Source organism: Paenibacillus sp. J22P218 (assembly GCF_056269195.1).
In genome coordinates this window covers 544,142-568,550 of record NZ_JBWDNL010000005.1, presented here as the reverse complement: position 1 = coordinate 568,550, position 24,409 = coordinate 544,142, and the positions used below count along the sequence as shown (strand labels likewise).

At 51.9% G+C, this 24,409-nt stretch carries 21 protein-coding genes; 11 read left to right on the top strand and 10 right to left on the bottom strand.

Features of this window, described 5'->3' with window-relative positions:
* Nucleotides 1–25: 25 nt before the first annotated feature.
* Nucleotides 26–2,845: a sugar-binding domain-containing protein gene (locus tag AC0YN0_RS23555; protein ID WP_475823457.1), complete on the top strand. Its 2,820-nt coding sequence runs from the start codon at nucleotides 26–28 to the stop codon at nucleotides 2,843–2,845.
* A gap of 52 nt (nucleotides 2,846–2,897) precedes the next feature.
* Here the strand turns inward: AC0YN0_RS23555 and AC0YN0_RS23550 are convergent, their stop codons facing one another.
* Nucleotides 2,898–3,641: an SDR family NAD(P)-dependent oxidoreductase gene (locus AC0YN0_RS23550; protein ID WP_475823456.1), complete on the bottom strand. Its 744-nt coding sequence runs from the start codon at nucleotides 3,639–3,641 to the stop codon at nucleotides 2,898–2,900.
* 131 nt (nucleotides 3,642–3,772) lie between these two features.
* Between AC0YN0_RS23550 and AC0YN0_RS23545 the strand changes: the two genes are divergently transcribed.
* The 3 genes from AC0YN0_RS23545 (at nucleotide 3,773) to AC0YN0_RS23535 (ending at nucleotide 5,936) form a co-directional block, all read left to right on the top strand.
* Nucleotides 3,773–4,768, top strand: coding sequence for a Gfo/Idh/MocA family protein (locus AC0YN0_RS23545; protein ID WP_475823455.1), 996 nt, complete (start codon nucleotides 3,773–3,775; stop codon nucleotides 4,766–4,768).
* Between the two features lie 75 nt (nucleotides 4,769–4,843).
* Nucleotides 4,844–5,095, top strand: a complete 252-nt coding sequence (locus AC0YN0_RS23540; protein ID WP_475823454.1) for a hypothetical protein — start codon at nucleotides 4,844–4,846, stop codon at nucleotides 5,093–5,095.
* A gap of 121 nt (nucleotides 5,096–5,216) precedes the next feature.
* Complete coding sequence (locus AC0YN0_RS23535) at nucleotides 5,217–5,936, top strand: YebC/PmpR family DNA-binding transcriptional regulator (RefSeq protein WP_475823453.1); 720 nt, start codon at nucleotides 5,217–5,219, stop codon at nucleotides 5,934–5,936.
* Between the two features lie 64 nt (nucleotides 5,937–6,000).
* Here the strand turns inward: AC0YN0_RS23535 and AC0YN0_RS23530 are convergent, their stop codons facing one another.
* Both AC0YN0_RS23530 and AC0YN0_RS23525 read right to left on the bottom strand, forming a co-directional pair.
* The gene (locus AC0YN0_RS23530) at nucleotides 6,001–7,563 is read right to left on the bottom strand and encodes a sensor domain-containing diguanylate cyclase (RefSeq protein WP_475823452.1); all 1,563 of its coding nucleotides are present in this window, start codon (nucleotides 7,561–7,563) and stop codon (nucleotides 6,001–6,003) included.
* Nucleotides 7,564–7,693: 130 nt separating this feature from the next.
* Nucleotides 7,694–8,248 carry a GNAT family N-acetyltransferase gene (locus tag AC0YN0_RS23525; protein ID WP_475823451.1) on the bottom strand — a complete coding sequence of 185 codons (555 nt, stop codon included), beginning with the start codon at nucleotides 8,246–8,248 and terminating at the stop codon, nucleotides 7,694–7,696.
* A gap of 719 nt (nucleotides 8,249–8,967) precedes the next feature.
* Here AC0YN0_RS23525 and serC point away from each other — a divergent pair.
* Nucleotides 8,968–10,062, top strand: coding sequence for a 3-phosphoserine/phosphohydroxythreonine transaminase (gene serC / locus AC0YN0_RS23520; protein ID WP_475823450.1), 1,095 nt, complete (start codon nucleotides 8,968–8,970; stop codon nucleotides 10,060–10,062).
* A gap of 14 nt (nucleotides 10,063–10,076) precedes the next feature.
* Entirely contained in the window at nucleotides 10,077–11,354 is a 1,278-nt protein-coding gene (gene serS, locus AC0YN0_RS23515) for a serine--tRNA ligase (RefSeq protein WP_475823449.1), read from the top strand.
* Between the two features lie 75 nt (nucleotides 11,355–11,429).
* Here the strand turns inward: serS and AC0YN0_RS23510 are convergent, their stop codons facing one another.
* Entirely contained in the window at nucleotides 11,430–12,080 is a 651-nt protein-coding gene (locus AC0YN0_RS23510) for a DUF2306 domain-containing protein (RefSeq protein WP_475823448.1), read from the bottom strand.
* Between the two features lie 103 nt (nucleotides 12,081–12,183).
* The gene (locus tag AC0YN0_RS23505; RefSeq protein ID WP_475823447.1) at nucleotides 12,184–12,756 is read right to left on the bottom strand and encodes a TetR/AcrR family transcriptional regulator; all 573 of its coding nucleotides are present in this window, start codon (nucleotides 12,754–12,756) and stop codon (nucleotides 12,184–12,186) included.
* Nucleotides 12,757–13,003: 247 nt separating this feature from the next.
* Between AC0YN0_RS23505 and AC0YN0_RS23500 the strand changes: the two genes are divergently transcribed.
* From AC0YN0_RS23500 to AC0YN0_RS23490, 3 genes are all read left to right on the top strand, one after another.
* Complete coding sequence (locus AC0YN0_RS23500; RefSeq protein ID WP_442048781.1) at nucleotides 13,004–13,186, top strand: DUF3934 family protein; 183 nt, start codon at nucleotides 13,004–13,006, stop codon at nucleotides 13,184–13,186.
* Between the two features lie 13 nt (nucleotides 13,187–13,199).
* Nucleotides 13,200–13,757, top strand: coding sequence for a hypothetical protein (locus AC0YN0_RS23495; RefSeq protein WP_475823446.1), 558 nt, complete (start codon nucleotides 13,200–13,202; stop codon nucleotides 13,755–13,757).
* 340 nt (nucleotides 13,758–14,097) lie between these two features.
* Nucleotides 14,098–14,865: a PIG-L family deacetylase gene (locus tag AC0YN0_RS23490; protein WP_475823445.1), complete on the top strand. Its 768-nt coding sequence runs from the start codon at nucleotides 14,098–14,100 to the stop codon at nucleotides 14,863–14,865.
* Between the two features lie 58 nt (nucleotides 14,866–14,923).
* On the opposite strand, the gene AC0YN0_RS23485 is transcribed toward AC0YN0_RS23490, so the two are convergent.
* Both AC0YN0_RS23485 and AC0YN0_RS23480 read right to left on the bottom strand, forming a co-directional pair.
* The gene (locus AC0YN0_RS23485) at nucleotides 14,924–16,114 is read right to left on the bottom strand and encodes an oxalate decarboxylase family bicupin (RefSeq protein ID WP_475823444.1); all 1,191 of its coding nucleotides are present in this window, start codon (nucleotides 16,112–16,114) and stop codon (nucleotides 14,924–14,926) included.
* 56 nt (nucleotides 16,115–16,170) lie between these two features.
* Complete coding sequence (locus AC0YN0_RS23480) at nucleotides 16,171–17,079, bottom strand: LysR family transcriptional regulator (protein ID WP_475823443.1); 909 nt, start codon at nucleotides 17,077–17,079, stop codon at nucleotides 16,171–16,173.
* A 133-nt stretch (nucleotides 17,080–17,212) separates the two neighbouring features.
* Here AC0YN0_RS23480 and AC0YN0_RS23475 point away from each other — a divergent pair, with 133 nt between their 5' ends.
* Complete coding sequence (locus AC0YN0_RS23475; RefSeq protein WP_475823442.1) at nucleotides 17,213–17,953, top strand: SDR family NAD(P)-dependent oxidoreductase; 741 nt, start codon at nucleotides 17,213–17,215, stop codon at nucleotides 17,951–17,953.
* A gap of 84 nt (nucleotides 17,954–18,037) precedes the next feature.
* On the opposite strand, the gene AC0YN0_RS23470 is transcribed toward AC0YN0_RS23475, so the two are convergent.
* On the bottom strand, nucleotides 18,038–18,394 hold the full coding sequence (locus tag AC0YN0_RS23470; protein WP_475823486.1) for a winged helix-turn-helix transcriptional regulator: 357 nt from the start codon (nucleotides 18,392–18,394) through the stop codon (nucleotides 18,038–18,040).
* Between the two features lie 188 nt (nucleotides 18,395–18,582).
* Between AC0YN0_RS23470 and AC0YN0_RS23465 the strand changes: the two genes are divergently transcribed.
* A complete protein-coding gene (locus AC0YN0_RS23465; protein ID WP_475823441.1) occupies nucleotides 18,583–19,752 on the top strand; it encodes an MFS transporter in 1,170 nt (389 codons plus the stop codon).
* Nucleotides 19,753–19,800: 48 nt separating this feature from the next.
* Here the strand turns inward: AC0YN0_RS23465 and AC0YN0_RS23460 are convergent, their stop codons facing one another.
* Entirely contained in the window at nucleotides 19,801–20,790 is a 990-nt protein-coding gene (locus AC0YN0_RS23460; protein WP_475823440.1) for a lipoate--protein ligase, read from the bottom strand.
* Nucleotides 20,791–20,856: 66 nt separating this feature from the next.
* The gene (locus AC0YN0_RS23455) at nucleotides 20,857–24,249 is read right to left on the bottom strand and encodes a DEAD/DEAH box helicase (RefSeq protein WP_475823439.1); all 3,393 of its coding nucleotides are present in this window, start codon (nucleotides 24,247–24,249) and stop codon (nucleotides 20,857–20,859) included.
* Between the last annotated feature and the right edge of the window lie 160 nt (nucleotides 24,250–24,409).

Below are 24,409 nucleotides of genomic sequence, written 5' to 3'. Positions count from 1 at the left end.
GGACGAGGACTGGGGGCATATTCATATGATCATAGATTCAATAGCGGGTGCGTGGAGATTTTGCCTAGATGCGTCAAAGCAGGGCATCGAGCGTCACTATTTTAAAGAGAAGCTGCAGGAAAAGATTCAGTTGCCCGGGACGACGGCGGAGAATAAGAAAGGCGAGTATAACAAAGCTAGGGAAATTGCCCATCTTACAGAAGCCTACCCGTTAGTCGGGTATGCCTGGTATCAGCGCGAAATTGAGATTAAGGAAGAATGGGCGGGCAAGCCGATTCGGCTGTTTATGGAACGAACGAGAGTAACGCAGGTGTGGATCGGGGAGCAATGGATTGGCTCGCAGAACAGCGTCAGCGCGCCGCATGTCTATGAATTTGGAGTAATGAAGCCTGGTAATTATACGTTAACGGTACTTGTCGACAATAGCGGATTGCCGATAAAAGGCGGTCATATGACTTCTCCCGATACGCAGACGAACTGGAACGGGCTGCTCGGCAGACTCGAGCTTCAGGCGATGGAATTGATTCGTCTGGACAATATCCAAGCGTTCCCGGATGTAGCGAATAAGTCCGTTCGGTTGAAGTTTGACGTGCATAACGATACAGCAGTTACGGAAGGTGTCTATGTTTCAATTGCGCTCGCGGACATGATAGGGGAAGGAGCAAGCTGCGATACACCTCAGGAAAACACAACTTTGCTTCAAGCGGTACCGGGAAAGCAGACGATGCAAGTCAGTTATGAGCTTGGGGAAGAGATTGCGTTATGGAGCGAATTCGCGCCAGTCCTATATCGCCTGCGCATCGGTCTTGAGGCGGCAGCGAGCGGGAGCTCGTACCGTGATGAGCGGTTTGTAACCTTCGGTATGCGTCAATTCGCAACGGAAGGAACACAGTTTACGAATAACGGCAGCAAAGTCTTTTTGCGCGGCAAGCATGATGCGCTTGCTTTCCCTTTGACGGGTTACGCGCCGATGACTGTCGAAGAATGGGTACAGGTGCTGTCTATCGCCAAATCCTACGGTATCAATCATTACCGATTCCATACTTGCTGCCCGCCGGAAGCGGGATTTATGGCTGCCGATCTGCTCGGCGTCTACTTCGAACCGGAGCTACCGTATTGGGGGGCTTTTCAAGAACCGGGGGACAAGGATTACGACGAAGCGAGAGCGGAGTATTTGCGGAGCGAAGGTTTGCGTATACTAGATGCTTACGGCAACCATCCTTCCTTTGCCTTATTCACGCTTGGCAACGAACTGCATGGAAGCCGCCCGGCAATGTCGGCGCTTCTGAAGGAATATCGGGAGCATGACAACAGACGCTTGTACGCCGAGGGAGCGAACAACTATTTCTGGGCGCCATCGTTTTCGGAGGAATCGGATTTCTGGGTGACGATGCGAACGGGGGTTGGCGGCTCGATCGTGCGGGCTTCGTTCTCTCACGCGGATCTGCCGCTTGGCCACGTGCAGACTAGCTACCCTTCAACGGTCGTAGACTATAGAGACAATCTGCCGGACGCTCCGATTCCGATCGTCGGACATGAGATCGGTCAATTTCAATCGTTTCCGAATTTTGACGAGATCGATAAATATACAGGCGTCTTAGAGGCGCGCAATTTTGAAGTGTTCCGCGAACGGCTGCAGCATGCCGGCATGTTAAGTCAAGCCGATGATTTCTTTAAGGCATCGGGACAGCTTGCGGTTATATGCTATCGCGAAGAAATCGAAGCCGCTTTGCGCACGCCTGGCTTCGGCGGTTTTCAACTGCTCGATCTGCAAGACTTTCCCGGCCAAGGAACGGCATTAGTCGGCGTACTCGATGCGTTCATGGAATCCAAAGGGTTCATCGAACCGGAGCGTTGGCGCGAGTTCTGCTCGGACATCGTATTGCTTGCGAGATTTCCGAGGTATACGTATACCGTAGGCGAACATTTCGAAGCGCAATTGGAAATGGCGAATTACGGCGGCATCGCGCTTGAGGACGTTCAATTGGAGTGGTCGCTTAAGCAAGGAGAGAGGTTCATCGGGAATGGAATGACTGCGGCCAAGGATGTAGGCCAAGGCATATTGGAGTTTATGGGGACGATTCGAATCGATCTGTCTCACGCAGAGCTAGAGGCACCAGGCAAGTTGGAGCTGGAACTGAGATGGAAGGGCAGCGCGGTCACGAATCATTATCCGATTTGGGTCTATCCTGCGGACGTTGATACGAATCCGGCCGATTCCGTTCATATCCGCAGGTCGCTTGACGAAGAGACAGCCGAATTGCTTGCGGGCGGCGGTCGGGTGCTGCTTATACCTGATCAAGAGCAGCTCACCTCCCACATTCAAGGATTTTTTGCATCGGACTTCTGGTGTTATCCGATGTTTCGCTCCATTTGCGAAGGGAATAATGCGGCGCCTGCACCGGGAACGCTCGGCCTGTTATGCGACGAGCAGCATCCCGCGTTCAAAGCGTTTCCGACCGAGTTCCATAGCAATTGGCAGTGGTGGCCGATTGTCATGAACTCGCGTTCGCTTATTCTGGATGAGTGGCCGGATACATTCCGTCCAGTCGTACAGGTCATCGACAATTTCGAGCGCAATCATAAGCTGGGTCTAATTGTCGAAGCTAAGGTAGGCAATGGAAGCTTGCTTGTATGCGCAAGCGATCTGATCGGGCAGCAAGATAAGCCGGAAGCGCGCCAACTGCTGCATAGCTTGCTGCAATATGCGGCTTCCGCGGACTTCAAGCCGTCCGAGGAGTTAAGCTTCGAGCAGCTGCGCGCGGTCTTAGACCCGAATGCGGCGGTCGAAAGGCAGTCGCATCGCGGAGAAGCTGTCCTTAATCCTTCTTACCCGAACGAATAACAATAGCCGCCCTGTCTTCTAAGCACAGGGCGGCTAGCTTATGTGTAATCGTCTATTGCGCGGTGTAGCCGCCGTCTACGAGCAGCGTTGTGCCCGTAATGAAGGAAGCATCATCGCTCGCTAAGAACAAGACGGCTTTGGCGACTTCTTCAGGCTTGCCGAGGCGTCCCATCGGATGCAGCGAGACCAAATGCTGATTGAGCGCTTCATCACGTCCCGCGATCAGCGGCGTATCGATATAGCCGGGACAGATGGCATTCACGCGAATGCCTTGCTGCGCGTAATCGATGCCCATCGATTGCGTCAGCAGCTTGACGCCGCCTTTGGCTGCGGCGTAGGCGTTCACTCCGCCTTTGCCGACGTGGCTATGGATCGAGCCGCAGTTGACGATCGCGCCGCCTGTTCCTTGCTCAAGCATCTGCTTCACGGTATACTTGCCGCTATAGAACACGCCGGTTAAGTTAATATCGATCATGCGCTGCCAGTCTTCCCCAGTCAGCTCATGGACCGAACCGCCGGCTCCGATGCCGGCGTTGGCGAACAGAATATCGAGCTTGCCGTATTTGGCAACTGTTTGGGCAACCATATTGGCTACGTCAGCTTCTTTGGACACATCTGTCTTCACGAACAGTGTATCGAAGCCCGCTGCATTCATCTCATCGGATACGGTTTGTCCGCGATCGGAGTAATCAGCGATAACGACCTTTGCGCCTTCTTGGGCGAACAGCTTGGACGTTACTTCTCCAATGCCGCTGCCTCCGCCGGTTATAATGGCTACTTTATTTTGAAATCGCATATTTTCAGCTTCCCTTCTGTATGTCAAGTTTGACCAGTTACTAGTATGTCTTAAGCACGAGCTTTCGATTATGATGAAATAACTTTATAATAAGGTTAGCTATTATTATTCATTAAGGGGTGGACGAGAACGTGACAGTGAAAACGATTAATTGGGGTATCGCAGGTCCGGGCGGGATTTCTTCGAAATTCGCTACTGACTTGGCACATGCTGAAGGCGCCAAACTAGTAGCCGTTGGGGGAAGAAACCTAGAGAAGGCCGAAAGCTTCGCTAGTAAATTCAATATTCCTCGTGCTTACGGCAGCTTGGAAGAGCTTGCCGCTGACGAGGAAGTAGATATTGTTTATATCGGGACGCTGCATCCTGCCCATAAAGAAAACGCGCTTATGCTGCTGCGCGCAGGCAAAGCGGTTTTATGCGAGAAGCCGTTCACGATGAATGCGGCGGAAGCGGAGGAAATGATTCAATTGGCGCGCCAAAGCGGCGTGTTCTTGATGGAAGCGATGTGGACGCGTTACTTGCCGCCGATTCGCAAAGTAAGAGAATGGCTGGCAGAGGGTCACATTGGCGAAGTGCGCATGGTTAAGGCCGACTTCGGCTTCAATATCGGTTGGGCGCCGGAAAGCCGCCTGCTTGATCCGAAGCTTGGCGGCGGAGCGCTTCTGGATGCGGGCATCTACCCGATATCCTTCGCTTCAATGGTATTTGGCGAGCAGCCTGCGAACATTATGAGCAGCGCTCGAATCGGACAGACTGGCGTGGACGAGCAGTTCTCCCTCTTGTTCGAATACGAGGGCGGCAGGACAGCGGCTCTGAACGGCGCAGTTCAGCTTGGTATGGTGAGCGACGCTTATATCTACGGCACGAAAGGTTATATTCATGCGCCGAACTTCTTGTTCGGAAAGTCGGCTACGCTGCATGTATCCGGCTCGGAACCGGTTCGGTTCGAGGACGGCCGCGAACAGAGCGGCTATAACTTCGAAGCCGAGGAAGCGATGAATTGCTTGCGCGAAGGCAAGCTGGAGAGCGCAACGATGCCGCTGGACGAGACGCTTGCGATTATGCAGACATTGGATACGATCCGTTCGCAATGGGGCTTGCGCTACCCGGCGGACGAGCAAGTCTAATAGACACAGCTGAATTTATAATCGAGTCGCCGGGTACGTGACCGGTGGCTCGATTTTTTTGGGAGGGCAAGACAGATGGCATTGGAAGCAGAGAAAGCGGCGGTCGTCGCGGTAACGGGCGTGCCGGCCGAGATGCTGGAGCAGTCCGAAGGTTATGATGGAAGCATTGTGTTCGTATCCGGGCTAACGGGCAAAAGATACTCCGTAGCGTCAGTAAGCGAGGTTGCGGCTTGGACGGACGAAGAGAAGCAGGATATGCAAATGTTCGGCGAGCATGGAGGATTATGCGTCTATGAGCTTAAGGCGTGGTGGGGCAGTTTACTCTAATAATCGACAATCCCTCTGCGGCGGGGTTGCATTCCCCTGCGGATAACCTATAAAATATTAGTAATCACGTACAAGCATCATTCACGTACTTAATTTATGAGCGAAAGAGAGCGGGAACAGTATGGGACGTAAGTGGAATAATATTAAAGAAAAGAAAGCTTCGAAGGACGGGCAAACAAGTCGTATCTACGCTAGGTTCGGACGCGAGATCTATGTAGCGGCGAAATCCGGCGAGCCGGATCCGGAATCGAACCGCGCGCTGAAGGTTGTGCTTGAGCGTGCAAAGACGTACAACGTGCCGAAAGCGATCATTGACCGTGCGGTTGAGAAAGCAAAAGGCGGTGCGGAAGAGAATTACGACGAGCTTCGTTATGAAGGCTTCGGGCCTAACGGCGCGATGGTCATCGTCGATGCGCTTACGAATAACGTGAACCGTACCGCGTCCGAGGTGCGCGCTGCCTTTACGAAGAACGGCGGCAGTTTGGGCGTTAGCGGCTCCGTAGCCTATATGTTCGATGCAACAGCGGTTATCGGTCTTAGCGGCAAAAGCGCCGACGAAGTATTTGAGATTTTGGTGGAAGCGGAAGTGGACGTTCGCGACGTCATGGAGGAAGAAGACACGGTAATCGTTTATGCCGATCCCGAGCAATTCCATGCCGTACAGGAAGCGCTTAAGAACGCCGGCATAACCGAATTCTCGATTGCCGAGCTGACGATGCTTGCTCAGAACGATCTGACGCTGCCTGCAGACGCGCAAGCGCAGTTCGAGAAAATGCTTGATGTCATCGAGAATCTCGAAGACGTGCAGCAAGTGTACCACAACGTCGAGCTGGAAGAGTAGAACTTAGAAGCTAGAAGAAGAGACGGGGCTGCGGCCACGTCTCTTCTTTGGTTATATTCAAGTCTTAACCTATGCTTACTTTGTTTCTTCCTGATTGTTTGGAACGGTATAAAGCGTCATCTGCCGTCTGCATCATGACCTCCAGCTCGCCCTGGCTGTCATCGATGGAAGCGACCCCAATCGATACGGTAATAGGCTTCCCGATTGGACTGACGGCTTGTTCGATGGTTGTTCGAATATGCTCTGCGAGCAGATAGGATCCGTCTAGATTCATATTTGGCACCAGGATAACAAATTCTTCCCCGCCGTATCGGCAACAAACCACATCATCGTCGTAGCTTGTCAGCTCTAACATATTCTGAGCAAGAAACTTCAATACCTCATCGCCCATTGGGTGTCCATAAGTATCGTTTACGCATTTGAAGTGGTCAATATCGAGAATCATATAACAGAACGGCGTATTCGAATTAATCCAGCTCTGCAACACCTTATCCATCGTTCGCCTGTTGTTTAACCCCGTCAACGTATCCTTTTGTGCTTCGGTCGCGAGCGTATGAATTTGTTCCTGCATCATGCTGATCGCTCTTGTCATTGCTTTTTGAAGCTGCTTGGCTTCATAGTACCAGCTCTGAGTTTTTGGAAACGGCATCGCTTGATTGCTTTCATTCAAATTTTCTGCGAAATGAGCGAGCTTATATAAAGGCCGGGAAATGTATCGGATCAAGACGAAAGCCAAAGCGATTAGCAATAAAATTAACGGAACGGAATATAGGCAAATGTTCCAAATCAAATTTCTAGCGGAAACCGTTACGGTAGAAGCAGGAGTTTGGGATACAATTCCCCAACTGGCTTCCGGAACGGGAGCATATCCGGCGTTCATCTTTTCGCCAACCGTGTTCGTTACCACTTTTGTGCCAATGTGGCCGCTTACGACTTGCTGAACAGCAGGGTTTTCCAGCACGACATCGCCTATTCTCGTTTTGTCGGGGTGGTATAGCAGCTCGCCTTTGTTGGAAACGACATACACATAGGAGCCGCTGTCACTACTGGTATGCGTGCCTAGTACGCTCTCTAATATATTTGATTCATGCAGATAGATGGAGCCAGCCAAAAACCCTTTGTAATCGCCTGACTGATCGAAGATTGGGACGGATACAAGAATAATAAAGCGTCCCGTAATGGCGATATAGGGCTCTGAAATTAACGGTTTCTTAAGCGCAAGCGCTTGTATCGCAGCATCGCTGGTCAACGTTTTGTTCACGACACCGAGAGCCTCCGGCGAACTGAGCAGGACAAGACCTGCTTCGTTCACGACGAATAAGGAGTTGAACATATTATTGCTTCGTTTGATGAAGTTAAGCGTTAATTGAGCGTTCTTCAAATCTTGATGAGATATGTAATCGGCAGATTCGGTTAATGTTTTTTTGGCAGAGGTTAATAGATCGTTAGTCGTCTGGGCAAGCTTCTCCGCGTTGATTCGATTGAATTCGAGCGTGCTGGAGATAAGTGATTGTTTGTCACTGTTGTAACCGACAATAGCGCAGACGACAAGCGTGACGAGAACCGAGAAAACGATGAGTATATTAACTAAATTATTAAGGGTAAGTCCTCTGTGCTGTGTTCGCATAACGATGTACTCCTTGTCCCCAATTCACTTACATTACTGTATATATATTTATTACATTACAGTAATGATAGGTAAGCGTCAAAGACAAGTTGGGCTATAGGAAATAACATCATTGTCGTGCTTTGCGGGTTCAATGCCTCTTAAGCGTATAATGGTGGAATCTCTCACCGTCGATCTCGATTTGCCCGGCAGGTGTGAAGCCGCAGCGCAGAATGACCCCAATAGAGCCCGTATTATGCGTAAGGGCAAGCGCGTGAAGCTCCGTAACTTGGGCCTGAGCGAATAAATAATGAATTAGCCCTGATGCCGCTTGCGTCGCATAACCTTTGCCTCTATGATCTTTGGACACGGCGTACATAATCTCGCGATTCGGCTCTGGCAGCTCTTCCTTCGGACCCGTGCAGCACCAACCGATAAAAGCGCCGGTTTCCTTATGAATAATGCCTAAGCGAAGTCTTATATCGTGAACGGGACGCCCTTCCTCCACGGTCTTCAGAAATTGTTTGTTTTCCGGAATTTCATAGTTCGCTATCCAGTCGGCGCGCTGCTCCTTCGGCACGTTCCAATCCGGCAGAAACGTATAAATTTCCGGTTGCATCGTCAGCGCCTGCAATTCATCCAAGTCTTCAAGCTGGTATTCCCGCAAGTAGATATCTTTGCAGTCAATCGTAAATAATGGATTCATAGGGGATGATTGTTCTCCGTTCTAAAAGTGATTTGGTTTGTCGTCGCTGTTGCTGGTATTACTCTTTACTTTAACATGTGGCTGTTATGGAGCGATCGGTATAAAATGGTTTTAAAGAATTGATGTTTCATGTAATCAAGATCGCTTAGCGTGTTCGCCAGTCGCGGGATGCTGGCTAGATGTTCGGTAAAGACGGCTATATTGGATTTCTGCAGAGTAGAGAACCTCTAAGGGCATTGTTTAACTGCTAGATTGGATATTTGCAGCAACTTCCCGCTTGAATGGGTAAAGTGGCGGTATTCGGAGCAAAGTTAGTGCGAATATCCAATATAGGCTTTGAATTTCCCCAATATCGGCAAAAGTTAATGCAAATATCCAATATAGACACTACTAGTGAGGCCATTTCAATAATAGCGTACCGAATTAAATAGTTGTGTTGACATTCCTTTCGCTGCGTGTATATAATGTGTGCAATATCAAACATTCGGATCATGCCTATGAAGAGATTCCAACTCGGAGGCGTTCTCGTCAAGAGTGTTCCCTAGCGGAATACGTCCTAAGTTAACCGGCCCGCCCGTTACCGCGGAACCAAGAGGATCGAGACAGCGCTTGTCGCTGCTTCGGTCAAGTTGGGTGGCACCGCGAGCAGACGCTCCTCGTCCCAATAAGACGAGGGCGTCTTTTTGTTTTCCAAAAAACGAGGAAACGGACGGTGCAACATGCAAAACATGAAGCGGAATTACAATTTCAACCCGGGACCGGCGGCGCTGCCGCTGGAAGTATTGGAGGAGGCGCAGCGGCAATTCGTTGCCTACGGCGGAGGCGGCATGTCGATTATGGAGATGTCGCACCGGAGTGCGGCGGTCGAGCGGATGGTTGCGGAGACGGAGGAGCTGTTCAAGAAATTGCTCGGACTTCCCGATACGTACCGGATCTTGTTCATGGGCGGAGGAGCAAGCATGCAATTTGGTCTCATCCCGATGAACTTTCTGAAGGAGGGGCAGACGGCGCATTATATACTGTCGGGCAGCTTCTCGGATAAAGCCTATTCGGAGGCTCGCGCTGTCGGCAATGCGGTCGTGGCGGCGAGCAGCAAGGATGCGAAGTGGCGCGTGCTGCCGGATACCGCTGATCTGCCGATCGGGGAGGATGCGGCTTACGTCCATATAACGACGAACAATACGATTGAAGGCTCGCAGTTCGGCTCTATTCCGGACACGAACGGCGTACCTCTGATCGGCGATATGACGAGCGACATCATGAGCCGTAAGCTCGACTTCAATCGATTCGCAATGTTTTATGCGGGAGCGCAAAAAAATCTAGGGCCGGCGGGAGTGACGGTAGCCGCGATTCATGAAAGCATGCTTGCCGGCTGCTCGGATCGCATTCCGACGATTATGAAGTACAGCACGTACGCGGACAACGACTCGCTGTACAATACGCCTCCGGTTCATTCGCTCTATATGACGAAGCTCGTATTGCAATGGACCGAACGCCTTGGCGGCGTTGCGGCAATGGAGCGGCTGAGTCAGCAGAAGGCTGCCCTGCTCTACGGCGTTATCGATGCAAGCGACGGCTTCTATCAAGGCGTCATCGAGCAGCCTTATCGTTCGAGCATGAACGTAACTTGGCGCATGAAGGACGAGGCGTTGGAACGCCGGTTGATTGCAGCAGCTGAGGATCTCGGCATCGAAGGACTGGCCGGACATCGCAGCGTCGGCGGCTTGCGTGCGTCGATCTATAACGCTGTATCGCTTGAGGCGTGCGAAGCGCTTGCCGACTTGATGACAGACTTTCAGCGGACTCGCGGTTAAGGGAGGGATTACTCATGCTGAACATGGCATTTATTCGCGAACAGCAAGCGGTGCTTGAGCAGATTGCGGCTAAGAAAGGCATCGAAGTATCCATTCCCGAGCTGCTCGAGCTTGATGATAGGAAACGCGGCTTACAGCAAACGATCGATGGTCTGCGGCATACGCGCAATGCACTCTCGGAGCAAATCGGCATAAAGCTGTCGAAGGGCGAGCAGCAGGATGCAGAGAGGATGAAGCAAGAGGTAAGGCAGACGAATGCGGCTTTAACGGAGCTAGAGGCCGAGCTTGGTGAGTTGAATACTAAGCATGAGCGTTTGCTGCTGCTTGTGCCTAATTTCGTATCGCCCGATACACCGGACGGGGCATCGGATGCAGACAATGTGGAGATTAGGAAGCACGGCGAGCCTCCGGGATTTGAATTCGAGCCGAAAAATCATGTGGAGCTGGCCGAGCATCTCGGCATGCTCGACATCGCGCGCGGTGTTAAGATCGGCGGCAGCCGCAACTATGTGCTGAAGGGTGCAGGCTTCCATTTGCATCACGCCGTTCAACGCCTGGCGATGGATGTGCTCGAAGCAGACGGCTTCACGCCAATGGACGTGCCGATGATGGCTCGGGGCGAGTCGTTCCGCCATTCGGGATTCCTGCCGCTCGGACAGGAGCAGCTCTTCCGCCTTGAGGAGGACAATAAATACCTCATCGGCACCTCGGAGGTGAGCCTCATATCGGGCTTCAGCGACGAGATTGTGGATGCTCGCGTACCGATCCGATTAGCGGCAATGTCGGCCTGCTTCCGCCAAGAGATAGGCTCGGCGGGACGGGATGTGCATGGATTGTACCGTGTGCATCAGTTCGCGAAGGTCGAGCAGGTTGTTATCTGCGAGAATGACCCGGCGCTCTCGGAGCGTATGCTTCAAGAGATGACTGCGAATGCGGAGCGAATTCTGCAACTGCTGGAGCTCCCTTACCGGGTCGTGGCTGTATGTATCGGCGATATGTCGCAGAAGACGTATAAACAATTCGATATCGAGACCTGGATGCCGAGTAGGCAAGCGTACGGGGAGACGCACTCGTCGTCGAACCTGCTCGACTTCCAAGCTCGCCGCGCCAACATTCGTTACCGTGCGGCTGACGGGAAGCTGCGTTATTGTCACACGCTTAACAATACGGCTGTGGCAACGCCAAGAATATTAATTCCTCTGCTTGAGAATCATCAGCGTGAGGATGGCAGCATCTACATTCCGAAAGCGCTGCGGCCTTATATGAAAGGCATGGAATATATAGAAGGTTAGCCGCAGCTTCCACAGATGAAAGGCGTCCGCTTCGATCGAAGGATCGATGCTGGACGCCTTTTTGCGTGTGTCTGCTTAAGCGCTCAATGTATTGCGCGTCGCCGGACGCTTCTTCCTGCGGATCAGCCATTCCGCCACAAACAGATTCGGAATCCAGCAGATCCAGGCGATCACGGCATAATAGATATCAAAGACTTCTTGCCCGAATAAAACCATGGACAGCGGCAAATAGGCGCGAAGCGTTACGCCGGCGAAAGCAAGCGCGTAGCTCCGCAGCATCCACTTGCCATGCGCGGCGGGATCGCGGCGGACGATAATCGCCGCTATGCCGATGCCCGTTGAGATGAGCCATATGATCGCAAGTAGTCCGAAACCTAACATGCCGGAGATACCTCCGGATGCATAGAACGACAAGTAGAGGCCTGTTACTCCGCCAACTGCTATTGCAAGCGTATAGAGCATGCCAATGGCCCGATGTAAGCCCAGATGCGTCAGGCGCAGCCTTTTCACGAACTGCAACCAGCCGATTAGCAAGGCGAATGCCGCCGACATGGCATGCACGGTGAGCCACGTCATCCAGCTTCCGCTCAGCTCCATCTCTTCTTTTTGCTGAACGAACGGAGTTTCCCTGCCGTCAAGAACGCCGTATAATACAAATCCGTATAAGGCGATTGCAATTGCAAATATAGCTGTAACCCATATGCCTACACAGCTTTTCTTCTTCATCGCTAGCCCTCCTTATTTTTTATTGACCTATGGTCAGTTAAGGGAATAGCTTTACCCTCTGCGGCGTGATGGACTCGCAGCAAGGCAAGCATTAATCTACTGCCTAAATGCCGCCTAGAAGGAAGGTTGCATATTGCTCGGCAGAGGATAGAACATCGGCATAAGCGCGTTTCATCGCAATGTGACGGGATACGAAGCCGTGAAGTCCAAGAAACAGCATCCAAGCTGTAGCATTGCCTTCTTCCCCTATTCGATCCATACACACTTGCACCGTTTCGGAGAAACGATTAAAGCAGCGCATCTGGTCGGCGGCGACATTGCAATCAAGCTCAGGATCGTTCATCATGAACATCATTTCGTACGATTGCGGACGATCGAGGCCAAACTTGATGTAGCCGGTCAGCACTTCATGAAGCAGCGTTATGCTTGGAGTCTTTCCGGCAATCGTCTGCTCAAGAACATCGCGCAGGCGGTCAAAATCTTGTTCGACAACTCGGGCGTACAACTCGGCTTTATCTTTAAAGTGATAGTAGATCGCTCCGTGACTGCAGCCTATGCTTAACGCCAGCGCGCGCATCGATACCGCGCGATAGCCGAATTCGATGAATCGCTCGCGGGCAGCCTCCAATATTTGATCTCGCCCCAGTTCATTGGCTGCGGTAGGTCTAGGGCTCATTAACTTCCCTCCTTATATGGTGAATTGATTATTTTCGTCATAAGCAAGATGTAGCTCCATTATTGACCGATGTTCAATTAAAATCAACCATTATTTTCAAGTTGCGAATGAAGGGTAAAGCATTGAAATTTGGCGTGCGGATATAAATAAAGAGGGCAGCAAGATTTTACAAGGCGAATTAATGGTATAATGGATGCTATCGACAAGAATGGAACGATAATGACGATGTTGGAGTGGTGAAGCAAGCATGGTAAAAGCAAAAGGCGGAACAGGTAGAGGCACGGATAAGAAAGGCTGGAATCGTTGGCAGGCTAGCGCTAAGAAGAAAGCTGCGAAAAAAATATTCGGCAAGCCTCAAGGCGCTAAAGGCGCAGATGCAAAAGGCGCAGACGCAGCAGCGAAAACGACGGCGGCTAAGAAGCCGCAATAAAGCAGGTGATTCCATGGAAGAGCATACACAAGCATCGCCTTCGGCAGAAGCAGAGGCAGAAGCGAAAGCGATATTCGAGCAATATAGAGGCAGTCTTGTAGCCATGCACAAAGCGGGTGTATTAGTACCGTATAAGGCTCATGGCATAAGTGTGGAGATAGAGGCCCAGTGGTACGCAGATATAATGGAGTCGCTTGCCAGCCGGCTGTCGATTATGAACGGGGAAGCGGTGACCGAGCTGGAGGCGATGGCTAAATATTACCCTTCTCCTGCGATATTGGAGCGGGTAGTGTCGTTCGCCTCGAGGCATATCTCCGGCGCGGATAGCTTGGTCAAGCTTGTCTATGCGGAGAAAATGATTCAGCTCATCAAGTTGATGAAAAAAACAATAACGCCCGATCTGTTGCATAGCGCATGCAAAACGACGGATCGGACGCTCAGAGACCTTATATCGCAGCCGCTCATTGTGGATGAAGGCCATTCGTTGCAGTCGTTTCAATTGAGAGACAAGCGTGCGCTCAACCTAAGAGCCAAGAACAGCTTGGATCAAATCGAAGAGCTGCTAAATTGAGATAGCTTAGTAGTAAATGAGGCTGCTATATTGGCCAATATAGCTTCCTCGGCAACTATGAAGACGGTGATCCAACCATCGCCATATGTACGGCATGCGGATCGGCGCCAGCCTCCAGAAGTATACGCACTGCCCAATATTCCTCGCATTCTACCGCTTTCCAAAAAATAAGATCACAGCAAAGCTTGCCACGCCAAGAAGCAGCATAAAGAGATCCTCTCATTTAAAAGCATGTTATGGCAGCAATTCAATGAGGACGGGCTAGTTTATTTATTTCTGTAAGCGTGTAACATTTGGAATAACCGTTGCGTTAGAAGATTGAATACAGGAGGTGCTTCTAATGCAACAACATTTAGTTGCTGTAATCGCCCATCCCGATGATGAATTCATGGCAGCAGGCTTACTCATACGGGCCAAAAAGCATGGATACCTTACGCATTTGATTTGCGGCACGCAAGGAGAGGCAGGCCGTATCAAAGGGCAGCATTTTCGCGGCAATAGGGACGAGGAGCTGAGAACGATCAGGCAGAAGGAATTCGGCGTGTCCTGCCTACTCTTGAATATAGACAGCTATCACACTCTCGGCTTGCCGGATAATAGGGCTGAAGCTTGGAATATCGAAGAGTCGGCTGCCGAGCTGGAAGCGATTCTGTTAAGCATTGGCTCCTCGGTTATTGTTACGTTCAATAGTGACGGCGGCAATCGTCATCCAGACCATGTCGCGATGCACCAGATGACGGTGCAGGCGTTCGGCGGGCTGCCGAAGAACGATTACATACTCTATTTCAGTACGCTGTTTCCCAAAAGCTTCTCGGAGGCCCATACGTTGCTGAAGCTTCCTCCGCCGATCATGGATCAAATTACGATCGATGACAACGAGGTATCCGCCATCGTCGCCTTATCCAAGGAAGAACATCTTATGAAGCTTACCGTGCTTGATATATACAGAAGCCAATTTCCGGATGAACGAGGATTATATTATAAAATGCCTTTGAAAATGCTGGAGACGGTATCGAGGTACGAGTGTTACGAAAATTTTGCTGGAGGGACAGTTGCGGACCCTTCGGATTCAAGCCGCTCTGACATGTTGTTTGATATGTTTTTGTGAGAGATTACATATAAATAATGAAATGGTGCGGAGCGGCCTTTGGCCGATTCTAGCACTTTTAAGGATAATAGGTGAAGCCGGGAAAGCGGACAACGGGCGACTTAACCTTATGCAGCTTGTTCGTGAACGCCTCATCGACGTTCAGGTTGCTCTCGACGAGCGGCTTAGGCGTGAGCGCCATCCATTGATTCAGTGAAATGTCGAGGAAGCGGTCGCTCTTGAACATTTCGAGAAACCATAGCGACTGCTCGCCTGTATTCTGGATATAGTGGCCGTAGGCAAAAGGCACGTATCCAACGTCGCCGGCTCGGTAATTGAACGTGCGCGCGACACCGTTGCCGGCGAATACGGTCATCCTGCCTTGACCGCTCAAGTAATATTGCCACTCGTCTTGATTCGGATGCCAGTGAAGCTCGCGCATGCCGCCGGGCTTGATCTCCACAAGCGCTGCTGCTATGGTCTTGGCAATCGGAAAATTGGTCGAGTCCACGATTCTTACGCTTCCGCCGGACGTCTTGATCGGCGGCTGCGCCAGCAGCCGATGCTTGAAGCTGAGCGGAATGGTGCCATAAGGCGATGCGATAGCTTCCGATTGAATAGGACCTGGAACATCAGTCTGATAGATATACACCTGTTCGCTTGGAATGCGGCTGAAGTCGCTGACAGGCACGCCGAAGTTCGCCGACAGCACTTCGGGCGGCGTATGCGCGAACCAGTCGGAGATCGATAGCGTGTTAAGGTCGGAGAAGCTGCCGTCGTCGAAGACGAGCAGAAATTCGCAACCTTCGGCGAGCCCTTGTATGGAGTGGGGCAAGCCGGCGGGAAAATACCATAAATCCCCTTCCTCGACATCGGCGATGAAGTTCCGTCCTTGTGCGTCGACGGATGTGATGCGCGCGCTGCCGAGCAGCATATAAGCCCATTCGGCCTGCTGATGCCAATGCATCTCGCGCACGCCTCCTGCGGTGAGACGCATGTTCACGCCTGCCAGTGTCGTTGCAATCGAGAGATCTCGCACCGTTATTTCCCGCGACCAGCCGCCTTCATTCAACTGCATATGCGTATCCGAGAACGAGAACTTCAAGTTCGGTATTAAGCCGGCATCCGTTGCCGGAGGAACGAGCATATCGGGATTCTCCCGATCTCTCATAATATCGCGCGGTCCGTTGTCCGTTGCTCCTTCATTGCCTCTGATCGGCTGCGGAATGTCGCCATAGAAACCGCCGTATTTGGTTGCGTCTTTATCCATTCGTGCAAGCCCCTTTCCATCGAGCTGATCCGTGTCGCATAGCGAAATGCTTCTACTTACAACTGTATGCCCAGGGCTTGGTTCATATGTTGAAGCTCATGCTTCAAGTACTGATATAGCTTCGAGACGGCAGGCTTCATCGGATGAAGGGATGTTTGGCATGCAATTCCGCTCGTCATATGAATGCCGTTATTATTGATCATACGGATGACGGTGCCGGCTGGTGGCGGCTGTAGGATAACCATGGGAACAAGCGCAATGCCCAGTCCGCATACGACATAATGCGGGAGAGCGGCCATGCTGCCAATTTCCATAGTGTCAGAGGCGATAGAACCCTGTTGATGGAGCAGGAAAGAAAGCTGCTTGCGGTAAGGGCAATTGGCTGATGTGATCAAGAGACGATGTCCCTGAATATCGCTTAGCTCAATATTTGCTGCACCTGCAAGCGGGTGCTCCTCGGGCAGCAATAAGGCGAAGGGTTCGGTAAAGAGCGGTTCAAAATAAAGCCGCTCTCCCAACTCAGGAGCGGAGCCTATTACAATATCAAGCTCATTCTGCTGCAGCCGTTCGCAAAGCGACGGCGTACTCGCTATCTCAATGGATATATGAATGCGAGGAAAGTTAGCCATGAATCCAGATAGTAAAGGCGGAAGACGGTAGCTGGCCGTTGGTTCGGTGACGCCTAAGCGGATATGGCCCGCCTCGCCTGAACGCGCATCAGTTATAGCGGCTTGAAGCCGCTCCAAGTCTTGGGCAATAGGGAGACTCTGTTCATAGAACAGTCTGCCGGCCTCGGTCAGCTTGAATTTCGTTCCCCGTTCTATGAGTTGAACGCCGAGATCGTTCTCTAATCGCTGAATTTGCATCGTGACGGTCGACTGCGCGTAATTGAGTTCTTCGGCAGCACGTTTGAAGCTCCCGTAAGCGACAATGAGCTGGAACGATTTGATCGCTTTAAGGTCCATGGCAGCTGTGCGCCTCCTTTTAAGAGTTCAATAATATTGAATTGACAATTCGGATAATTCAATTATACGTAATCGAGGCCGCGTAATAAAATAAGAATAGGTATACAATTCGTTTAATCGAGGGGGAGCTTATATGGAAGTACAGAACAAAGTCGCACTAATAACCGGAGGAGGAACGGGAATAGGAAGAGCAGTCTCGATTGAATTGGCAAGGCGGGGCGCAAGCGTTGTGATCAATTATGCGCATTCAGAAAGCGAAGCGGAGGAGACGGTCCGTATTATCCAAGAAGCAGGAGGTCGGGCCGTTGCAGTCAAGGCTGATGTATCCAAGGACAAGGAAGTTCGGGAGATGGTGGAGCTGGCATCACAAGCATTCGGAACAATCGATTTTCTCGTCAACAATGCGAGCATCACCAGGCATATACCGCTTGACGATCTGGATGCCGCAACCGAGGAAGTATGGGACGAGCTCTACGATGTCAACGTGAAGGGAATGTTCTTCTGCGCCAGGGCGGTTGCGCCTCTGATGAATCAGAACAAGCAAGGAGCCATTGTCAATGTAGGAAGCATTGCCGGTCTGACGGGATCAGGCTCTTCGCTGCCTTATGCGGTGTCGAAAGCGGCCGTGCATGGGTTAACTAAATCGCTTGCTCGTGCTCTTGCACCAGCCATTCGAGTGAACGGCGTAGCGCCCGGCGCCGTAGCGACGAGATGGTGGGAAGGCCGCGAGGAGCAAATGAAGAAGTTAAGCGGTAACGTGCTGCTGGAACGGGTATCCTCGCCGGATGAAATCGCGATGCTCATATGCTCGCTTTTGGAGCAGGATTCGATGACCGGGCAGATCGTAACCGCGGATTGCGGACAGACGCTCTAAACAGGTTGACGTTAGGAATGAAAAAAAGCTGAGAATGGCGCCAAACGACGGCCGACTCGGCTTTTTTGTATGGTTGTATGGTTGTTAGCCGCTAGTGGCAACGTCATCCGTAAGGCTCTTTTTGCCCCATTTTTGCATCCATATATCCATTTCATTAAGGGCATAACGAAAGTCTTTTCCTTTGTCCGTAAGAGAATATTCAACGGTTACTGGCACAGTCGGAAATACTTCGCGGTTCACGATACCCGTTTTCTCCAGATGGCGCAGAGTGTCCGTAAGCGATTGCGTCTTCACGACCACTATGTTTCGTTGAAGCTGCTTGAATCTTTGCGGTCCTTTATTGAGCTCGGCAATGACTAGAAAAGACCATTTTGCTCCAAGAATTTGTAACACCTCGCAAATGGAAGACAGTTCTTGAACATCTTCCGGGTTATTCTCCATCTGCTCACTCATAAAAGCTTCACCCTTCCTTATAAGCTTACTTATTGTAAGTAGATCCATTTAACAGGACAATGTCCAAATACTTTGCCTTCTTACATTAATATTGTTACCTTATTATAATGACAATTAATCGAGTAAATGCAAGTGCAAATTCGATTATTTTGTAGAGATGGAAGGGTGAAGGAACAATGAACCGATTTATTGTTTACGTGATCGCGCTAGGCGCGTTTCTAGCCGGATCTGCTGAGCTTGTCGTATCTGGAGTGGTGAGTGCGATCGCTAGCGATATGGATATTTCGTTAGCCTTGGCGGGGCAGCTGGTGACGGCTTTCTCGCTTTCGTTCGCTATTGGCACGCCAATCCTTATTGCTTTAACGGCACGCTGGGCTCGTAAAAAAGTGCTGGCTGGAGCCATTGCCGTATTTGTCTTCGGCAGCCTCGTTGCGCTGTTTAGCTTTAATTATGAGACGTTAATTGTATCGCGTATTATTCTTGGAGCCAGTGCGGGGGTGTACTCGGTTGTTGCCATTAGCTCGGTAGCGAAGCTTGTTCCCCCGACTCGAATCGGCGCTGCTATCGGAACGATTGCTTTCGGCTTCAGCGCCGCGATGGCTCTTGGCGTCCCTATCGGGGTAGCGATTGCCGATTGGTGGGGCTGGAGGTCGATCTTCATCGTGCTCGGTGCGCTTAGCTTGGTCATTCTGTTTATTCTGCTACGCATGCTGCCACAAATCGAAGGGGATGCCCATGCTTCATTCCGGTCGCAGCTTACTGTATTACGCAAGCCTGCCGTTAGCACGGGGCTTCTCATCTCGCTTATGGTATGCGTAAGCCATGCGGTGCTGTTAACGTATATTGCGCCTTTCTTAACGGATATTCTTCATATGAACAATGTGGCGCTTGGCGCAGTTATGCTGATGCTTGGGGTGTTCGGCGCCATAGGTTCGCGGATCGGGGGTTACGGTGCGGATAGATGGGGCGCAGGACAAATGATCGTGGGCAGCTTGATTATTACTTCGCTGTCGCTTGCCCTCGTGCCAGTTTTCACGATCGTTCTCATCGTTGAGCTGGCACTGCTGGCGTTATGGATGAGCTCGGTCTTTATGACGGCGCCGGCGCTAAATATGTATTTCATTCAGCAATCGCCGCAGTCTTCCAACTTCGTGCTCAGTATCAACTTATCCATCATCCATCTAGGCATTTCGCTTGGGGCAGGAGTGGGTGGAGCGGCTGTTAATGCTGCCGATACCGTGCTTTACCATCCTTGGTTCGCAAGCGGAGCGGCTTTGCTGGGGCTCACTGCAGCGGTGTTATCGTTGTCGCTGCGGAAGAAGCATGTCCATCCGATTGCGCAATAATACAGAACAGCCCCTGCTGCCACGAATGGAGCAGGGCTGTACCCTTACTTATAGGAGCTCAAGCCACTGCTCTTGGGTGACGGGGCCGAAATAGTACGGCAGGTCGATGCCGCTCACGAGCTCCTTCAGCGCAGCCGCGTCATACCGCGTGCCGATGAGGCGCTGCGCGACTTCGCCGCTGTCGCCTCTGCCGAAGAAGTCGCCGAAGATGGCTGCATCTACGATGACGCCTTCCTCGACCTGCAGGCGCACGTCGAAGGTTCCGGCGCCTTCGATCCGCTTCGACTGACGCATGTTGAAGGCGGGCGAGCGTCCGTAGTTCCACTCCCAGCTGCGGTAGCGCTCGTCCGCTAATTTTTGCACATTCGCCCAGTCCTGCTCAGTCAACTCATAGAACGGAATTTCGCTCTGATCCTCGAATATCGATGCCAGAATATGCTGACGGAATTGCTCGATTGTCATCGGTTCAGCCAGAAACTCCGTAATGTTCGCTACACGGCTGCGTATCGATTTTGTCGATTTCGACACATATTTCTCGGCATTTGCTTTCAGCGCGGATACGACGTTCTCCATCTCCGAATCGAATAGCAGCGTGCCATGACTGAACATTTTGCCTTTGGTGGAGAACTGCGCATTGCCCGAGATTTTGCGCTCGCCGACCTGAAGATCGTTGCGTCCCGTCATCTCGGCATCAACGCCGAGCTTGCGAAGCGCGCGGACGACAGGCTCCGTGAATTTCTTGAAGTTGTGGAACGACTGTCCGTCATCCTTCATGATGAAGCTAAAGTTGAGGTTGCCGAGATCGTGATAGACAGCCCCGCCCCCCGACAGACGCCGAACGACGTGCAGCTTGTTCGCCTCGACATATTCGGCGTTGACCTCTTCGACCGTATTTTGATTTTTGCCGATGATGATCGAAGGCTCATTAATATAGAAAAGCAAATAATCGTCGTTGTCAGGCAACGAGCGAAGAATGTATTCCTCCAAAGCCAGGTTAAGCGCCGGATCAGTTATGTTGTTATTGCTTATGAAACGCATCGTCTCACTCCTTCATTAGTTGCGGTTACACGCATTATACTCCGTAGCGAAGCGGCGTTCAACGCTCTAGCCCTCGAGCATGAGCAGCTCGCGCACATCCTGCTCGGTTAACGAGGTGAATGCCTCTTCGCCGCCAGATTGCACCACTTCATCGATGAGGTTCAGCTTGCGCTGCTGCAGATCGTACATTTTGTCTTCAATCGTTCCTTGCGTCACGAGGCGAATAATCTGTACGACGTTGCGCTGTCCGATCCGATGCGCGCGATCGGCCGCTTGCTGCTCGACGGCTGGATTCCACCATAGGTCGTACAGAATGACGGTATCGGCGCCGGTCAGGTTAAGGCCGGTCCCGCCAGCCTTAAGGGAGAGCAGGAACAGCTCGCGCTCTCCGGCATTGAACCGGCTGCACAGCTCGACGCGCTCGGCAGCAGGTGTACTGCCATCGAGATAGAAGTGGGAGATGCCTTGGTAGCCAAGCTGCTGTGCGATCAGGCCGAGCATCTGGGTGAACTGCGAGAAGATGAGCAGCCGCTTGCCCGCGCTCCGGCATTCCTCGATGATCTCCAGCAATTGCTCCAGCTTGGCAGAGCTTCCTTGGTAGCCCTCCACGAACAATGCGGGATGATCGCATAGCTGGCGAAGCCTCGTAATGCCTGCCAGGATGCGAATGCGATGTTTATTGAAGCTGTCCTTGTTAAGATGCTGCACCGTGTCTTGTCGCAGCTCGGCCAAGTAGGCGACGTAGAGCTTCTTCTGTTCCGGCAACAGCTCGGACGTCTGGATCGTTTCGATCTTCTCCGGCAGCTCGCCAAGTACGTCGCGCTTCAAGCGGCGCAGTAGGAAAGGCCGGATGCGCTTTGCGATCGTCTCGCGCTGCATCTCGCCGAACTGCCGGCGGCCGGGGAACAGCCCCGGAAATACGGCGTCGAATATCGACCATAGCTCCTCCAAGCCGTTCTCGACGGGCGTGCCTGTCAGCGCGAAGCGATGCCGTGCTTGCAGCGCCTTGACGGCTTGGGCTGTCTGGGTCGCGTAGTTCTTGAACGCTTGCGCTTCATCTAGGATGAGCGTATGGAACGCTTGATCTGCATAGTGCAGGATATCTCTGCGCAGCAGCGGGTATGACGTAATGATGACGTCCGTTCGCGCGGCGGTTGCGGCGTGGCTCACGATGTCATTGCGCTCCTCCTTCGTGCCGTCGGCGATGACGACGCGCACATCGGGAGCGAAACGATGGAACTCGTTAAGCCAATTGTACGTCAGCGAAGCCGGTGAGACGACGATAGCCGGAAGCCCCTCGCTTCGGATTTCGGGCAGCATGGAAATGATGAACGCGATGCTCTGGATCGTTTTTCCGAGACCCATATCGTCAGCCAGGATACCGCCGAATCGATAATGGGCGATGGTACGCATCCATTGGTAGCCATAGATTTGATAGTCCCTTAGGATGGGGACGAGTGAATCGGGAACGGCAAATTCGAGATTATCCGGATTGCGCATGTCGTCGAGCAACTGACGCAGCGACTTGCCGAGCTTGACCGTATCGCCTCGCGTCTGCCGATCGAGCAGGCGAAGGGCGCGAACGGCAGGCACGCGCAGATGCGCTCCATATTTGCCGAGAAGCTCGTCGCTTACGAAACCAAGCTCATTGATGAGCTTAATGATTTCTTGAAACTGTTCGGTTTCGAGCGGCATGAGGCCGCCGCTCGGCATCCGGTAATATTTACGTTTTTCGCTGAGCGACTTCAAAATACCTTTTATTTCGCTCTCTGGGATACCGTCAATATTGAAGGTAAATGCGAGCCAATCCGTTCGTTCGTCGACATCTATACGGACGCGAGGCGGTGGATGCTCGTTGAACAGTCTAAGCTTGACGGCGCCGGTCGCATGAATCTCGGCAAGCTTCTCCAGCTCAGGAATAATATGATATAGAAAATCGTATTGCGCGTCCTCGTCGTCGATGAAGAAGCCGCCTTCTGTTTTGCCGAAGCTCTCTTGCTCCATAAGCGCCATAATGCGCCGTTCCTGCTCGCCGTCGCGCATAATAATGCGATCCGAAGCACGCTTCGCCGATTCGCTGTTCAGCGGGTTAATGACGAAGCGGCCGTAATGGAATTCCATGCCGATCAGCAGCCGATCCTTGATGCGGTCAAGATAGAGCTTAGCCTTAAGCGGCACCTGCATGATTCGCTCGGATACCGCCTCGGAGATATGGACTGTGCCGAGCTTCATTAACCCCGGTATGACCTTCTCCATGAAAGGCTCTATCTGAGCCGATGCAATCGTAATATGCTGATTGTCCGTCTGATCCAGCATCAGCTTCAGTTCAGCCAAACGGCTGCATAGGTCCGCCGTTGTCTGCAGCAGCTTGCCCTCCGATAAGACGAGCCCATAATCTTCCATAACGGCGATTCGATCAATCCCTTGCACCTCAAGACGGCAGCTATCAGCATCGGCTGAAGTTGCTTCCGTTTGGTCGAAGCGGAACTGCAGCGGGATTGCTTCATCGGAGACATCGATGCCTTCGTAGAGGCGGCCGTCCTGCTCTAGCCTTGCTGTTCCCGCTTGGCGAAGCACTGGAAGCAGCTCTTCCCAAGAAGCAGGGGGCAGGAGCAGCATGCGCTCTCCGCCCGCGGCGCGGTTATTGCCGGAGTAGCCGAGTGCAGTCTCCCGTATCAAAGCTTCATTCCGGTAAATACGGATTAGCAGCTGCAGCACCGCATCATCCTCCGCACGGAAGCTATGGATGGCCGGATCATAGATGAAATGTTTCGAGAACGGGTAAGGCTTCCTTCGCTCTATGGAATGAAGAAAGTCTCTGATTCGCTGAACGATGTAAGGCCGACGCGCAGGCCCTGCCTTCAGCTCAATGCCGAACATCAGCTTGCGCTGGCCATATTCGTGCAGCTTCAAGGTGAACTCCGTCTCCAGCCGCGTTCTGGAATCGAAGAGCGCACCGGCACCGGTCGGCCTGACGGGCTTGTCTCCGAATAAGCCTAACAAGCCGCTTACGATTCGCTGGCTATCCTCTTCTTCTTGGGCATGCGTGTTGGAGGAACGCCGAGAATGAGCGGTACGTTTATTAGCTCTGTCGGTGAAAGAAGGGCGGCTGTCTTGCCCATCTAGAAGGGAATGGGAATGGATCGGCGCGTCGTCGCCGAATTGCTGCTCGTGGATATGCAGCAGCACGGCTGCAACATGCTTGCACAGCTTATCGGACGAATAGAAGGCAAGACAGGAGCATTCTGCGTCAACGTCTCCGTTGCCGTCTACATGAACGGTTATATGATAGCGGTTGTTGCCGTGAACGACAGCCTCGTAGCTGTGAGTGAAGCCTGGAGCAGCAGCATCTTCTTCGGTTAGCGTCACGCTTCCTTCCTGTTGAAGGGCTTCGCCTCTCTCATAAGCTGTCTCTCCGCATAATAATTTGATAATACGCTTCGTTATTCGAAAGCTCATAGCCTTTTGCTCATTCCTTTTGTGGTGAACTTTTATTTTTTTACCACGTTTAAGTTCTCTAATGCGAAAAGCATAAAGAAAATTATTCCGATTGGCGATAAAAACTTCTGTGCTTCCGAAGCCAGTTTGCTACGCAAACCTGCAGGTCGCTCATCTTCGA

What these genes read in the sequence shown, in the direction of transcription:
- AC0YN0_RS23555 (WP_475823457.1), top strand. Translation starts at nt 26, where the DNA reads ATGATCATAGATTCAATAGCGGGTGCGTGGAGATTTTGCCTAGATGCG.
- AC0YN0_RS23550 (WP_475823456.1), bottom strand. Translation starts at nt 3,641, where the DNA reads ATGCGATTTCAAAATAAAGTAGCCATTATAACCGGCGGAGGCAGCGGC.
- AC0YN0_RS23540 (WP_475823454.1), top strand. Translation starts at nt 4,844, where the DNA reads ATGGCATTGGAAGCAGAGAAAGCGGCGGTCGTCGCGGTAACGGGCGTG.
- AC0YN0_RS23535 (WP_475823453.1), top strand. Translation starts at nt 5,217, where the DNA reads ATGGGACGTAAGTGGAATAATATTAAAGAAAAGAAAGCTTCGAAGGAC.
- AC0YN0_RS23530 (WP_475823452.1), bottom strand. Translation starts at nt 7,563, where the DNA reads ATGCGAACACAGCACAGAGGACTTACCCTTAATAATTTAGTTAATATA.
- AC0YN0_RS23525 (WP_475823451.1), bottom strand. Translation starts at nt 8,248, where the DNA reads ATGAATCCATTATTTACGATTGACTGCAAAGATATCTACTTGCGGGAA.
- serC (WP_475823450.1), top strand. Translation starts at nt 8,968, where the DNA reads ATGCAAAACATGAAGCGGAATTACAATTTCAACCCGGGACCGGCGGCG.
- serS (WP_475823449.1), top strand. Translation starts at nt 10,077, where the DNA reads ATGCTGAACATGGCATTTATTCGCGAACAGCAAGCGGTGCTTGAGCAG.
- AC0YN0_RS23510 (WP_475823448.1), bottom strand. Translation starts at nt 12,080, where the DNA reads ATGAAGAAGAAAAGCTGTGTAGGCATATGGGTTACAGCTATATTTGCA.
- AC0YN0_RS23505 (WP_475823447.1), bottom strand. Translation starts at nt 12,756, where the DNA reads ATGAGCCCTAGACCTACCGCAGCCAATGAACTGGGGCGAGATCAAATA.
- AC0YN0_RS23500 (WP_442048781.1), top strand. Translation starts at nt 13,004, where the DNA reads ATGGTAAAAGCAAAAGGCGGAACAGGTAGAGGCACGGATAAGAAAGGC.
- AC0YN0_RS23495 (WP_475823446.1), top strand. Translation starts at nt 13,200, where the DNA reads ATGGAAGAGCATACACAAGCATCGCCTTCGGCAGAAGCAGAGGCAGAA.
- AC0YN0_RS23490 (WP_475823445.1), top strand. Translation starts at nt 14,098, where the DNA reads ATGCAACAACATTTAGTTGCTGTAATCGCCCATCCCGATGATGAATTC.
- AC0YN0_RS23485 (WP_475823444.1), bottom strand. Translation starts at nt 16,114, where the DNA reads ATGGATAAAGACGCAACCAAATACGGCGGTTTCTATGGCGACATTCCG.
- AC0YN0_RS23480 (WP_475823443.1), bottom strand. Translation starts at nt 17,079, where the DNA reads ATGGACCTTAAAGCGATCAAATCGTTCCAGCTCATTGTCGCTTACGGG.
- AC0YN0_RS23475 (WP_475823442.1), top strand. Translation starts at nt 17,213, where the DNA reads ATGGAAGTACAGAACAAAGTCGCACTAATAACCGGAGGAGGAACGGGA.
- AC0YN0_RS23470 (WP_475823486.1), bottom strand. Translation starts at nt 18,394, where the DNA reads ATGGAGAATAACCCGGAAGATGTTCAAGAACTGTCTTCCATTTGCGAG.
- AC0YN0_RS23465 (WP_475823441.1), top strand. Translation starts at nt 18,583, where the DNA reads ATGAACCGATTTATTGTTTACGTGATCGCGCTAGGCGCGTTTCTAGCC.
- AC0YN0_RS23460 (WP_475823440.1), bottom strand. Translation starts at nt 20,790, where the DNA reads ATGCGTTTCATAAGCAATAACAACATAACTGATCCGGCGCTTAACCTG.
- AC0YN0_RS23455 (WP_475823439.1), bottom strand. Translation starts at nt 24,249, where the DNA reads ATGAGCTTTCGAATAACGAAGCGTATTATCAAATTATTATGCGGAGAG.